Source organism: Burkholderia sp. Ac-20365 (assembly GCF_017104715.1).
In the GTDB taxonomy this organism is placed as follows: domain Bacteria; phylum Pseudomonadota; class Gammaproteobacteria; order Burkholderiales; family Burkholderiaceae; genus Paraburkholderia.
This window is the reverse complement of record NZ_JAAGPI010000002.1, coordinates 599,950-613,406: the sequence shown is the minus strand read 5'-3', so window position 1 is coordinate 613,406 and position 13,457 is coordinate 599,950. Positions and strand designations below refer to the sequence as shown.

12 protein-coding genes are annotated in these 13,457 nt (G+C 62.8%); 5 read left to right on the top strand and 7 right to left on the bottom strand.

What is annotated here, in order from left to right:
* Positions 1-93: 93 nt before the first annotated feature.
* Positions 94-1,071, top strand: a complete 978-nt coding sequence (locus G3O01_RS06085) for a sugar-binding transcriptional regulator (RefSeq protein WP_205803617.1) — start codon at positions 94-96, stop codon at positions 1,069-1,071.
* Positions 1,072-1,094: 23 nt separating this feature from the next.
* Here G3O01_RS06085 and G3O01_RS06080 read toward each other — a convergent pair whose 3' ends face one another.
* From G3O01_RS06080 to G3O01_RS06050, 7 genes are all read right to left on the bottom strand, one after another.
* Entirely contained in the window at positions 1,095-2,861 is a 1,767-nt protein-coding gene (locus G3O01_RS06080) for a tetratricopeptide repeat protein (RefSeq protein ID WP_205803616.1), read from the bottom strand.
* 240 nt (positions 2,862-3,101) lie between these two features.
* Complete coding sequence (gene ugpC, locus G3O01_RS06075) at positions 3,102-4,211, bottom strand: sn-glycerol-3-phosphate ABC transporter ATP-binding protein UgpC (protein WP_205803615.1); 1,110 nt, start codon at positions 4,209-4,211, stop codon at positions 3,102-3,104.
* A gap of 103 nt (positions 4,212-4,314) precedes the next feature.
* The gene (locus G3O01_RS06070; protein ID WP_205803614.1) at positions 4,315-5,010 is read right to left on the bottom strand and encodes an HAD family phosphatase; all 696 of its coding nucleotides are present in this window, start codon (positions 5,008-5,010) and stop codon (positions 4,315-4,317) included.
* Positions 5,007-5,873, bottom strand: a complete 867-nt coding sequence (locus tag G3O01_RS06065) for a carbohydrate ABC transporter permease (protein WP_205803613.1) — start codon at positions 5,871-5,873, stop codon at positions 5,007-5,009. The genes G3O01_RS06070 and G3O01_RS06065 overlap by 4 nt, the downstream gene beginning before the upstream one ends.
* Positions 5,870-6,808 carry a sugar ABC transporter permease gene (locus tag G3O01_RS06060; RefSeq protein WP_205803612.1) on the bottom strand — a complete coding sequence of 313 codons (939 nt, stop codon included), beginning with the start codon at positions 6,806-6,808 and terminating at the stop codon, positions 5,870-5,872. The genes G3O01_RS06065 and G3O01_RS06060 overlap by 4 nt, the downstream gene beginning before the upstream one ends.
* A gap of 193 nt (positions 6,809-7,001) precedes the next feature.
* Complete coding sequence (locus tag G3O01_RS06055) at positions 7,002-8,324, bottom strand: sugar ABC transporter substrate-binding protein (protein WP_205803611.1); 1,323 nt, start codon at positions 8,322-8,324, stop codon at positions 7,002-7,004.
* Between the two features lie 95 nt (positions 8,325-8,419).
* A complete protein-coding gene (locus tag G3O01_RS06050) occupies positions 8,420-9,202 on the bottom strand; it encodes an L-iditol 2-dehydrogenase (RefSeq protein ID WP_205803610.1) in 783 nt (260 codons plus the stop codon).
* A 278-nt stretch (positions 9,203-9,480) separates the two neighbouring features.
* Here G3O01_RS06050 and G3O01_RS06045 point away from each other — a divergent pair, with 278 nt between their 5' ends.
* Genes G3O01_RS06045 through G3O01_RS06030 form a run of 4 tightly spaced genes read left to right on the top strand, consistent with a single transcriptional unit; the run spans position 9,481 to position 12,636 of the window.
* A complete protein-coding gene (locus G3O01_RS06045) occupies positions 9,481-9,972 on the top strand; it encodes a Fur family transcriptional regulator (protein WP_205803609.1) in 492 nt (163 codons plus the stop codon).
* 48 nt (positions 9,973-10,020) lie between these two features.
* Positions 10,021-10,941 (top strand): metal ABC transporter solute-binding protein, encoded by a 921-nt coding sequence (locus G3O01_RS06040; RefSeq protein ID WP_205803608.1) that lies wholly within the window; start codon positions 10,021-10,023, stop codon positions 10,939-10,941.
* Positions 10,938-11,852, top strand: a complete 915-nt coding sequence (locus G3O01_RS06035; protein WP_205803607.1) for an ABC transporter ATP-binding protein — start codon at positions 10,938-10,940, stop codon at positions 11,850-11,852. The genes G3O01_RS06040 and G3O01_RS06035 overlap by 4 nt, the downstream gene beginning before the upstream one ends.
* Positions 11,845-12,636, top strand: a complete 792-nt coding sequence (locus G3O01_RS06030; RefSeq protein WP_205803606.1) for a metal ABC transporter permease — start codon at positions 11,845-11,847, stop codon at positions 12,634-12,636. The genes G3O01_RS06035 and G3O01_RS06030 overlap by 8 nt, the downstream gene beginning before the upstream one ends.
* The last annotated feature ends 821 nt before the right edge of the window (positions 12,637-13,457 follow it).

Genomic DNA, 13,457 nt, shown 5'->3' with positions numbered 1-13,457 from the left:
CATGCAGCGCGCCAGAACGCTCCAGGTGAGCTTCCTGGCGACACATCGACGTTGTGCGCATTAGGCATTAGCGCCATACAGAACGACACCATCGTGCCCAAGTCCACTGAAAAGCTCGATCTCGCGACCCGCGCCGCCTGGCTCTATTACGTCGCCGGCAATACGCAGAACGAGATCGCGGAAAAATTGCAGGTGTCGCGGCCCGTCGCACAGCGGCTCGTCGCGTTCGCCGTCGAGAAGAACCTGATTCGCGTGCGCGTCGATCATCGGCTGGCGGATTGTCTGTCGCTCGCCGATCAGCTGTCGAAGCGCTTCGGCCTGTCGATGTGTGAAGTCGTCCCCGTCGACAACGACAAGCCCGAGGAAATCGACCGCAAGCTCGCCGTCGCAGGCGCGCAGGTGATGGAGCGGTACCTGGGCGAAGAAAAGCCGATGGTCGTCGCCGTAAGCAGCGGCCGTACGCTGAAGGCTGTCGTCGATCAGGTCGGGCAACTGGAGCGGCCGCAGCATCGGCTGGTATCGATGGTCGGCGCGATCGCGCAGGACGGTTCGTCGAACCGCTACGACGTCGCGCTGCACATCTCCGAAAAGACGGGCGGCAAGCACTTCCTGCTACCCGCGCCGTTGCTCGCGGATAGCGAAGCCGAACGCGCGCAATGGTGCAATCACCGGCTGTACCGGATCGTCGAGTCGCTGTCGGGCGAGGCGGATGTGGCGTTCGTCGGGATCGGCAATATCGGGCTGCATTGCCCGCTGCATGAAGACGGCTTCATCACGTCGGATGAAGTGGAGGAACTGGTGTCGCTCGGCGCGGTGGCGGAACTGCTCGGCCTGCCGATCGATTCGAGCGGCGCACGCGTCGAATCGCCGACGGGCCGCCGCGTGACGAGCTTGCGGCTCGATTCGCCGCCCAAACGCCCGGTGATTGGCTTCGCGGGCGGCGAGCGCAAGCGCAATGCGGTGATCGCTGCGCTGAAAGGCGGCTGGCTGTCGGGACTCGTGACCGACGAACTGTGCGCGCGCGCTGCACTGAATCACGACGCCACGCCTTTGACATCGTCGCGCGGCTAGCAACTGCTCGCGCTGGAAACCGCTTATAGCGCTTCCAGCGCGCTGCGCATCGCTTCTATAGCGGACGTCCAGTCGCCCAGTACCTGCTGCCTGAAAAGGCGCGCTGTCGGATACCACGGGCTCGTATCGCCCGACAGCATCCAGCGCCAGTCGGCCTGTTTCGGCAGCATCACCCACACCGGCTTGCCGAGCGCACCCGCCAGATGCGCGACGGACGTATCGACGGTAATCACGAGATCGAGCGCATCGATCACCGCCGCCGTCGCATCGAAGCTGTCGAGCAATTGACCCAGCGCGCAGATCGGCCAGTGATGCGCCAGGCCATCGAGTTGCGACTCGGCCGCGCCCATCTGCAACGCGAACCACGCGAGGCCTTGAACGGACGCGAGCGGTTCGAGTACTGCAAGCGGCGCCGAACGGTACACGTCGAGGTAATGATCCGGATTGCCGGCCCAGACAAGCCCGATTTTCTTTTTTGAACCCGCAGCCTGCTCGAGTCGCGCACGCCATGCTTCTGTTTGCGCTTCATCCACGGATAGATAAGGCACGTCGCAGGGAATCGTTTCATTTGAGAGCCATCGCGGCACGCTCATCACTCGGCAGTAGTAATCGTAAGTGCTCGCTCCGGGCGGCTCCGTCAGCACGTTGTGCACGCCACGTGCGCGCCTGAAAAGCGGTGCGAGTTCTTTACTCGTCCAGACATCGACGGTTGCGCCGAGATCGTGCAGCACACCGGCATAGCGAACGAACTGCAACTGATCGCCTGCGCCCTGCTCGCGCGCCAGCAGAAAGCGTTTGCCGTCGAGCGGCTCGCCCTGCCATTCGGGAATGTCGAGAGGTCCGTATTCGCGCATACCCGACGGCGTGAGCTTGCGATCGTCGTAGTATTCCCAACCTTGCCGATAGTTGCCGCGCCGCAGTTCGGACATGCCGAGCAGTTTGCGTGCATTGGCGAGGCCGGGCGTGAGTTCGAGTGCGCGCCGCAGATGCTGATCCGCTTCGTCGTAGCGCGACAGACAGGTCAGCGTGAACGCGACGTTGTTGTGCAGCGTCGACGAACCCGGTGCGACTTCCAGCGCGCGGTTGTACCAGCAGAGCGCTTCGTCGAATTTCAATTGCGCGTCGGTTGCGAACGCGATGCCGAACAGCGCCTGCAGGTTCGCAGGTTCACGTTGCAGCAGACGCTCGTAACATTCGGCGGCTTCGGCATGAAGATGCACGGCATTGAGCGTTTTGCCCAGACCGGGCAGCACGCGCGCGTCGTCTGGATCGAGGGTCGCGGCGTGCTGATAGACAGCGAGTGCTTCCGTCGGTCGCTCTAATGCTTCAAGCGTATCGGCGGCGCCGAGCGCGGCTTCGAGATAGCCGCTTTCCAGTGCCAGCGCCTGCTGGAAGGCACACAGCGCGTCCTCGTGCCTGCCAAGTCGCCGTAGTGCCTTGCCGAGATTGCAGTGGGCAAGCGCATCGTGCGGCGCGCATCCGGTCGCGCGACGGAAGAAGCGCGCGGCGCTATCGTTATCGTTGACGGCAAGGGCCGCGATACCGCGATCGTTCAGGCAATCGGCGTCATCGGGTGTGAGCGCGAGCACCGCGTCGAAACATTCGATCGCACGCCCGACATCGGGCCGTTGCAGATACAGCACGCCGAGCATATAGCGCGCTTTCGTATCGCCAGGCTGCGCGTCGAGAATCGCGCGATAGGCCTGTTCGGCGTGTTCGAACTGAGCGGCGCGATGAAGCGCCAAAGCATCATCGAAGGAAGGTGTAGTGGAGATGGAAGGGTTGTGCATGGCGTCTCGAATCGTTCGACGCCGATGCACGCGCTATCCAGACAGGAAGCACGTCGATGGCGCGATGGACGAAGAACCGACAGAACGCGCCACACAAGCCAGGCGGGCCGCGCCCCGTCAGACGGTGCACAATTTTGATAACCCGCACGACGCCGACAAATCGGACAAATCCGAGTCTGCCAAAAGCAAAACGCCGTTAGCAGAACGGTAACGGCGTCGGTGAAGCCAAGTGATGGCAGATCAGGCCGCGAGCACTTCGACGATCTTGCGCTGGAACGCCTGCCCGTCGCTGTCGAACAGATGGCAATGATCGGGCGACGCGCCGACACGGATCGTCGCGCCCTTCTCATGCCGTTCGAGCGGCGGAATGCGCGCGATCAAACCATCCGGCGCGACGCTGCTTTCGGCGTACAGATACGCCGCATCGCCGAGCGACTCGATAGCCATGATGCGCGCCGACACGCCATAGTCGGGCATGTCGATATGCAGATGCTCCGGACGAATGCCGACCGTCACCTTGTCGCCCTCTTTCGCGCGGCCCGGCTCGACCAGCGCGAGTTGCGTCTCGCCCGTTTCGTACTTCACGAGCACGCCCGTCGCCGACACCGACTGCACGACGCCTTCGAGGAAGTTCATCTTCGGCGAGCCGATAAAGCCCGCGACGAAGCGGTTCGCCGGCGCGTGATACAGCGTGTTCGGGCTGCCGACCTGCTCCAGATTGCCCGCCGACAACACGACGATCTTGTCCGCGAGCGTCATTGCTTCGACCTGATCGTGCGTCACGTAGATCATCGTCGTCTTCAGTTCGTCGTGCAGGCGCGCGAATTCGAGGCGCATCTTCACGCGCAGCGCGGCGTCGAGATTCGACAGCGGCTCGTCGAACAGGAACACCTTCGGCTTGCGCGTGATCGCGCGACCGATCGCCACGCGCTGACGCTGACCGCCCGACAGCTGCTTCGGCTTGCGTTCGAGCAGGTGATCGATATGCAGGATCTTCGCGGCGTTGCGCACGGCGGCGTCGATCTCCGGCTTCTTCGTGCCCGCGAGCTTCAGGCCGAACGCCATGTTGTCGTACAGCGTCATGTGCGGATACAGCGCGTACGACTGGAACACCATCGCGATGCCGCGCTTGGCGGGCGGCACGTCGTTCATGCGCGTGCCGTCGATGTTCAGGTCGCCGCCCGAGATGTCTTCGAGGCCGGCAATCATCCGCATCAGCGTGGACTTGCCGCAGCCGCTTGGGCCCACGAACACGACGAACTCGCCGTCCTGAATGTCGAGGTTGATGTTGCGCATCACCTCGGTGTCGTCGTAGGCCTTTCTGATGTTGCGTAGCGTTACGCTTGCCATGATGTGTCTCCTGTGTCGACCCGGGTTGGCGCTTTAGCGCTTACCTGGGTCCCATGCACGATAGTGCGAATTTCCACTTACGTTAATCGTTTCGCCGCTGGCTTCACGCCACCGTCACGCGTTGCAACCATCGCGCGACCAGTTCCGGCAAGTGCTTCATGTCGTCGAATACGTGTTGCGCGCCCAGACTGCGCAGCGTGCCGACCTGCTCGTCGCTCGCATGGCCGCCGCCGATAAATCCATACACCGTCATACCCGCCGATGTTGCCGCCGTCACGCCCGCGACGCTGTCTTCGATCACGAGGCACGCGTCCGGGTTGACGCCGAGCGCGCGCGCAGCGGCGAGATACACATCGGGCGCGGGCTTCGGCGCCTCGACGGTATCCGCACAGAAGAGCCGGTTGCCGAAGAACCTGTCGAGGCCCGTGCGCTTGAGCACCGCTTCGACATAGCCGTGATCGCTGTTGCTCGCACAGGCCTTCTTCAGCGGGATCTGCGCGAGCGCCGTATCGATGCCTTTGACCATCGGCGCCTTGATCGCCGACGCGCCGACCGTCAGTCGAATCGCGTCGATGTCTTCGTCTGTCAGCGTCTTGCCGAGCGCCGAAGCCGCGCCTTGCAGCACGCGTTCCGTGCGCAGGCCGAGCAACGGCATCACGACGGGCGCGACGTCGGCGCCGGGCCAGCGCGCCTCCAGCTGCTCGACGAGCACCGCGGCGGCAACCGCTTCGCTGTCGATCAGCACGCCGTCGCAGTCGCAGATCAGCGCGCGGTTCGCTTCCGTTCTGATCTCCGTCACTTGACCGCCCCGAAGGTAAGGCCGCGCACCAGCTGTTTCTGCGATACCCAGCCGACGATCAGGATCGGCGCGACGGCCAGCAGCGACGCCGCCGACAGCTTCGCCCAGAACAGGCCTTCGGGACTCGAATACGACGCGATGAACACCGTCAGCGGCGCAGCGTTCGAACTGGACAGGTTGATGCTCCAGAACGCTTCGTTCCACGACAGGATCACGAGCAGCAGCGCCGTCGATGCGAGCCCCGGCAGCGACATCGGCATCAGCAGATAGACGATTTCCTGCCACGTCGCCGCGCCGTCGATGCGCCCTGCTTCGAGAATGTCGCGCGGAATTTCCGCGAAATACGTGAACGACATCCACACGGCGATAGGCAGATTGATCAGCGTGTAGACGATCACCAGACCGCTGACGGTGTCGAGCAGACCACTGTTCTTCCACAGCAGATAGATCGGCACCAGCACGCCGACGGACGGCATCATCTTCGTCGACAGCATCCACAGCAGCACTTTCTGCGTGCGTCGGGTCGGGAAGAACGCCATCGCGTACGCGCACGGCACGGCGAGAATCAGGCACAGCAGCGTGACGCCGACCGAGATCAGGATCGAGTTCCACGCGAAGCCGAAGTAATTGCTGCGCGCGAATACTTCGCGGAAGCTCTCCAGCGTCGGCATGAAAAACAGCGACGACGCGTAGGCCTGCTGCTCCGTCTTGAATGCCGTGATCGTCATCCAGAAGATCGGGAAGAACAGCAGCAGCGCGATCAGCCAAGCAAGGACGCCGGGAATCGCGCGCCGGATCATGGCAAACGGCGAATCGGCCTTCGACACTTGGGTCGTAACAGGTGAAGCGGCAACCTGGCTCATTTTTCGTACTCCCCTTTCAGGTTCTTCGCGAGCATGCGCACGAGGAAGAACGACACGATATTCGCGAGCACCACAGCGAGAATCCCGCCCGCCGATGCCAGACCGACGTCGAACTGTTGCAGGCCGAGCGCGTAGATCAGGTACGACAGATTGGTGGTCGCGTTGCCCGGACCGCCGCCCGTCGTCGTGTAGATTTCAGCGAAGATCGACAGCAGGAAAATGGTTTCCATCATCACGACCACGGCGATCGCGCGTTTCAGGTGCGGCAACGTGATGAAGAAGAACATCGCGAACGGACCGGCACCGTCGATCTTCGCGGCTTCCTTCTGTTCCTGATCGAGCGACTGGATCGCCGTGAACAGAATCAGGAACGCGAACGGCAGCCACTGCCACGACACGATGATGATCACCGCGATCAACGGATAGTCCGCGAACCAGTCGATCGGCGTCATGCCCATCGCGCGCATGCCTTGCGCGATCAGCCCGTACACCGGGTGCAGGATCATGTTCTTCCAGATCAGCGCGCTCACCGTAGGCATCACGAAGAACGGTGCGATGGCCAGTAGCCGCGCGATGCCCTGTCCGTAGAACTTGCGGTCGAACAGCACCGACAGCAGCACGCCGCCGACCACCGTGATCACCAGCACCGAGATGATCAGCTGCATCGTGTGCAGGATCGACGGGCCGAAGGACGGGTCGCTGGCAAGGAACTTGTAGTTATCGAGACCCGCGAATCCCTTTACGTCGGGATTGAGCAGGTTGTAGCGCGAGAACGAAAACCAGATCGTCATCGCGAGAGGTATCGCCATCCATAAGACGAGGACGCCTACGGACGGCATGGCGAGCCAGCGCGCGTGCGCGGCCTTGCGCTCTTCGCGCTCGTGTTCGGTTTGGGGATGGGCGTGCATGAGGGGTAGACGCAAGTGTTGACGCATGATGGACCACCTCTTCGGTAGTGCGCGGGCCGCGGGGCGTGCGGCACGCTGTGCTGCCAGGGTCCGGCTGACAATGCGCTGTCAGCCGGCGCTTTCCATCGGTTCCGGCTTACTTCGAGGCTGCGGTATCGGTCTTGGCTACGCCGCCCGCGAGGGGATCAAGCAGACGGCGTGCCCATTTCAGCTTCAGGCCTTACTTCTGATAACCAGCCTGCTTGACGGCGCGATCCGCCGTTGCATTGCCGGCTGCCAGCGCCTGATCGACCGTCATCTGACCGGCCACAGCACCCGAAATGCTCTGACCGACCACCGTGCCGAACGACTGGAACTCGGGGATGCCGACAAACTGCACGCCCGTGTACGGCACCGGCTTCAACGTCGGATGATCCGGATCAGCCGTTTCGATCGCCTTCAGCACGAAGTCGCTGAACGGCGCAGCCTGCTTGTACTCGGGACGAGCGTAGGTCGACTGACGCGTGCCCGGCGGCACCGACGCCCAACCTTCATCCTTCGCGACGAGTTCGATGTACTGCTTCGAGGTCGCCCACGTGATGAACTTCTTCGCTGCGTCCGTCTGCTTCGACGACTTCGGAATCGCGAGCGCCCACGCCCACAGCCAGTGCGAGCCCTTCGGCGTGACGGCTGTCGGCGCAGCGGCAAAACCGACCTTGTCGGCGATCTGCGATTGCTGCTTGTTGTACAGCATGCCGGCCGCCACCGTCGCGTCGATCCACATGCCGCATTTGCCCGACGACATCAGCGTCAGGTTTTCATTGAAGCCGTTCGAGCTGGCTCCCGGCGGGCCGTCTTTCTTCAGCAGATCGACGTAGAACGAAATCGCCTTCTTCCATTCGGGCGTGGTCAGTTGCGCGTTCCACTTCTCGTCGAACCAGCGGCCGCCGAACGTGTTCACCACCGTCGTCGCGTAGGCCATGTTCTCGCCCCAGCCTGCCTTGCCGCGCAGACAGATACCGTAGACGCCGTTGGCCTTGTCCGTCAGCTTGTCGGCGAACTGCGCGATCTGCTCGTAGGTCGGGTTATCGGGCATCTTCAGGCCCTTCGCCGCGAACAGATCCTTGCGGTAATACGTCATCGAGCTTTCTACATAGAACGGCAGCGCATACAGCGAGCCGTTGTACGACAGGCCGTCGCGCGCCGTCTTCACGACGTCGTTCAGGTCGTAATCGGCGGGCAGGCCCGTGAGCGGCGTGAGCCAGCCGCGCTTGCCCCACTGCGGCGTTTCATAGGCGCCGATCGTCATCACGTCGAACTGGCCGCTGCCTGTCGTGATGTCCGTCGTCGCGCGCTGACGCAGCACGTTTTCTTCGAGAATCACCCAGTTGAGCTTGATGTCGGGATTCGCTTTCTCGAAGGCCGGCGACAGCTTCTTCAACTCGATCATGTCCGGGTTGTTCAACGTCGCGATCGTCACGGTCGCCGCGTTCGCGCTGACAGCGGCGAATGCGAGCGCCGCGGCGCCAAATACGTTTAGGACGGGTTTGCAGGTGGGCTTCATCGTTTGTCTCCTTTATTCGTACTTGCGTGTTGTTACATGAGCGGCGCGTGCGTGTGTCTGGCGCCGTAATGCGGATGCCGGTGAATGAATGACGGTCAGCTCATCCAGTTACCGCCGTCGACGTTCAGGGTTTGCGCGGTGATGTAATCCGCATCCGATGACGCGAGGAACAGCGCCGCCCCCGTCAGATCCGCGGGCAGCCCCATCCTGCCCAGCGGCACCGCTTCACCGACGAGACGCTTCTTCTCGCCCAGCGGCCGGTTTTCGTAACGTGCGAAGAGCGCATCGACCTGCTCCCACATCGGCGTATCGACGACGCCCGGTGCGATGCCATTGACGTTGATCTTGTGCGGCGCAAGCGCCAGTGCGGCAGATTGCGTGTAGCTCAGCACCGCGGCCTTGGTCGCGCAGTAGTGCGACACGAGCGCCTCGCCGCGGCGTCCCGCCTGCGACGACATATTGATGATCTTGCCGCCGTGTCCCTGCTCGACCATCCGCTGTGCAACCGCCTGCATCAGAAAGAACATGCCCTTCACGTTGACCGCAAAGAGCGTGTCGAAGATGTCCCAGGATTCGTCGAGGATCGGGCGCATGTCGAACAGCGCCGCGTTGTTGAAGAGAATGTCGATCTGGCCGAAGCGCTGCACCGTCTGGCTGACGATGCGCGCAATGTCGTCACGCTTCGTGACGTCGGCACTGATGGTCAGCACGCGGTCGGCGTCGGTTTCGCGCAGCGCATGCGCGAAGTCGCCAGCGGGTTTCACATCGACCAGCACACAGCGCGCGCCCTCCTCGAGGTACCGGCGCGCTACCGCTTCGCCGATTCCGCTCGCCGCGCCCGTGAGAATCGCCACCTTGCCTTGCAATCGGGCTGTCACAACCTGTCTCCGGTTCGTTTGATTCTTCGATTCCGCATGAGCTAACGCTCGCTGATCGAGCAATTGCTCTCGTTGTGATCGAATGATCGGATACGCGTCCGGTCATGTCAAGGCGCGTCGCGCAATTTCGATGGTGCAGCGCGGCAGCACGGTTTGACTGTCTACGGCAGTTGTTCTTAAGAATCGGCGATGACTTTGCAACGGGCAATGACAAATTTTCGAGATACGTTATATCATTGCGCCTTCGTCGATTTCGCCTTTTCCCGGAGGTTGCGCCCATGGCTCACTCATCCGACGTCCAGACTGCCTCTCACGCCGATCAGGCCGCCCGGATCGCGCACAAGCTCGCGCGCGCCGATGCGCTCGCCGCCGAGCGCGGCCTCGCGCTGACGACGCTGCGCCGCCAGGTTTACACGCTGATCGCGCAGAGCGAGCGTCCTATCGGCGCCTACGACCTGCTCGCGGCGCTGGAACCGCAGCGCGGCCGCGTGCCGCCGACGACCGTCTATCGCGTGCTCGATTTCCTTGTCGAGCATGGCTTCGTGCATCGGATCGAGTCGAAGAATGCGTTTTTCGCGTGCTGCCAGATGGGCGAACCGCATCAAAGCCAGTTCCTGATGTGCGATGCATGCGGCGAAACCGTCGAGATTCCCGGCGACGGACTGGCCGCGCAACTGTCGGGCAGCGCGCCCGCACATGGATTCGAAGTGCATCACCAGGTCGTCGAGCTGAGCGGACTGTGCGCCGCCTGCAAGCACGGTCACCCCTGAGCCTTTCTATTCAACCAAGACGCCTCTCAGGCAACACAGGTCATCCCGATGAAAAAGAACAATTCGATGTGGAAGTTTCTGATGCGCGCCGTCGCTTCGACGGTTTTCGCTCTGTCGATGGGCCAGGCTGCGCATGCGCAGGATGCGAAGATTCCTGTCGTCGCCGCCGAGAACTTTTACGGCGACGTCGTGCAGCAACTCGGCGGCGACCGCGTCGACGTGACGAGCATTCTCAGCAATCCGGATCAGGATCCGCATCTGTTCGAAGCGAGCCCGAAGACGGCGCGCGCGTTGCAGCACGCGAGCCTTGTCGTCTATAACGGCGCCGACTACGATCCGTGGATGACAAAGCTGCTAGCCGTATCGAAGAACGACAGGCGCAAGACGATCGTGGCGGCGGACCTGACCGGCAAGAAGAGCGGCGACAATCCGCACCTGTGGTACGACCCGGCGACGATGCCTGCCGTCGCGCGCGCGGTGAGCGCGGCACTGAGCTCGGCTGATCCCGCGCACAAGGCGGCGTATGATGCGAACCTCGCGAAGTTTCTCGATTCGCTCAAACCGATCGCCGACAAGATCGCGGCGCTGCGCAGCCAGTACGCGCACGTCAGCGTGACGGCGACGGAGCCGGTGTTCGGCTATATGTCCGATGCGATCGGCCTCGACATGCGCAACCAGCGCTTCCAGCTGGCCGCGATGAACGATACGGAAGCGAGCGCGTCGGATATCGCCGCGTTCGAGCGCGATCTGCGCGAGCGACGAGTCCGCGCGCTGATCTATAACAGCCAGGCAACCGAGGCACTGACCAGACGCATGCTGAAACTCGCGCAGCAATCGCATGTGCCGACGGTGAGCGTGACGGAGACGCAGCCCGCCGGCAAGAACTACCAGCAATGGATGCTGGCACAGCTCGATGCGCTTGGCAGCGCGCTCGCCGCGGGCGGTGCGAACAAGGGAACCACTCAATGAACATGTCGACGGGCAACGCGCCCGTGCTCGAACTGGATCGCGTGACGCTCGAACTCGGCGACCGCACGATCCTGCGCGACACCAGCTTCACGGTCCGCCAGGGCGAATTCATCGGCGTGCTCGGGCCGAACGGCGCGGGCAAGACCACGCTGATGCGCTCGGTGCTCGGGCTCGTCCCGGCGACGAGCGGCGCGGTGCGCGTGCTCGGCGAGCCGGTGATGCGCGGCAATCCGTCGATCGGCTATATGCCGCAGACACGCAGCGCGCTCGCCGGGCGGCGCGTGCGCGGACGCGATTTCGTCGCGATGGCGGCGGACGGGCATCGCTGGGGTTTGCCGCATGCGGACGCGAAGGCGCGCGCCGATGTCGATCGCGTGCTGGATCTGGTGGGCGGCAGCGCGCTGGCTGCGCGGCCGTTATCGGAACTATCGGGCGGCGAACGTCAGCGTCTGCTGCTCGCACAATGTCTGCTCGGCAATCCGCGACTGCTGCTGCTCGACGAGCCGCTGATCAGTCTCGATCCGCATCATCAGAAGACTGTCGTCGAACTGGTGAAGCGCGTGCAGCAGGAACTCGGCATCGCCGTGCTGTTCTCCGCGCACGAACTCAATCCGCTGCTGCATGCGCTCGACCGCGTGCTGTATCTCGGCAATGGCGTTGCCGCGCTCGGTACCGTCGACGAAGTGATCACGAAGCCGGTGCTGTCACGCCTGTACGGCTCGACGATCGATGTGATGCGAGTAAACGGACGCATCTTCGTGATGTCCGGCGACTTCGATGTCGAGAAGCACGATCACGAGCACGAAGACGACGACCACAGTCATGGCGAGCCGCATGGCCACGCGCACGGTCATGGCCACAAGCACGCTCACCATCACGCCTCCAGCGACGGACACACGCACGATGTTTGAATACGATTTCATGGTGAACGCCTTCGCGGCATCGGGGATTGTTGCGGTGCTGTCGGGCATCGTCGGCTACTTCCTCGTGATGCGCGGGCAGACCTTCGCGGGGCATGCGCTGTCGCACGTCGGCTTCACGGGCGCGACGGGCGCGGTGCTGATCGGCATTTCGCCGATCTGGGGGATGATCGGCTTCACGCTTGCGGCGGGCGTCGGGATGGGCGCGCTTGGCGAGAAGCTCGCGGGCCGGGATGTGGCGATTGGTGTGGTCCTGTCGCTGGCGCTCGGCTTCGGTCTGCTGTTTCTGCACTTCTTCACTGCATACGCGACGCAGGTGACGGCTCTGCTGTTCGGCAATGTGCTCGGCGTCAGTTCGTCGACGCTCGCCGTGCTGGCCGCCTTGGGTGTGGTGAGTCTGATCGCATTGGCCGCGATCATGCGGCCTTTGCTGTTTGCTTCGTTGCAGCCGGAACTGGCTGAGGCCAAGGGTGTGTCGCTGCGTCTCGTGTCGGTGCTGTTTCTGGCGATTGCCGCGCTTGCGGTGGCTGCGTGCACGCAGATCGTCGGCGTGCTGCTCGTGTTCACGCTGATGGTCGGACCGGCAGCCGCGGCGCAAAACCTGTCGACGCGGCTTTCCGTCGGGCTCGTGCTTGCTGCGTTGCTCGCGCTCGCGCAGGCGTGGATCGGGGTGACGCTCGCTTTTTATACCGATTGGCCGACGAGTTTCTGGATTACTTTGCTTGCAGCGCTGGTTTATGGGGTGAGTTTACTGGTGCAGTATTTTCGTCGGTAAGGGCGGATGGGTTGTCTTTGCGCTGGTCTTTGCGCTGGTCTTTGCGCTGGTCTTTGCGCTGGCATCCGCGTTTTGTTACTGGTGCTTCACGCGTTGCCCCTGTGCGGGGCGGCACCTACTTTTCTTTGCCGCGGCAAAGAAAAGTAGGCAAAAGAAAGCCGCTGAACACCGCTAATTCTTGTTTCCGCCTGAGGGCCCCCAACGGGTCCTCTCCTTCATGCGGCGTCGCTCTTCTCGACGCCCGCTGCCAACGCTTCGAATTGGCTCATCACCCGCTCCACACGCCCGCGTCGCCACAAGCGCGATCGCATCTCCCACGTTCTATAGCGGCAAACTGTGTGTCGGCTTTCGCGGCGTACGCACATCACTCCGGACTGAAAACCACTGGCACGGCGAAAGCACGATCGGTGTCGTAAGAGCGCTGACGCGTGGAGCACTACGACCTACACACAGTTTGCCACCTGGGCGGCGTCAACCAGTCGCTGCTGCCAGCTGCGCTACGGGTGATCGAAGTGGGTGAGGCGCCTGTTCGAGGCGTTGGCAACGGGCAGTAACCGAGAAGTTGCCGTGTGAAGTGGAGGACCCGTTGGGGGCCCTCAGGTGGTGGTCAGGAACGGGCGGTGTTAGCCCGCTTTCTTTGCTTACTTTCTTTGCGGCGGCAAAGAAAGTAAGTGCCGCCCCGCACAGGGGCAACGCGTGAACAAGGCAAAACATAACGCGGATGCCAGCGAAAGCAAAAGCAAAAGCAAACCAACCCAGCGTCGAAAGACAGAGCAGGATAGTGCCGCCCCGCACAGGGGCAACGCTAGCAAACCGATAAC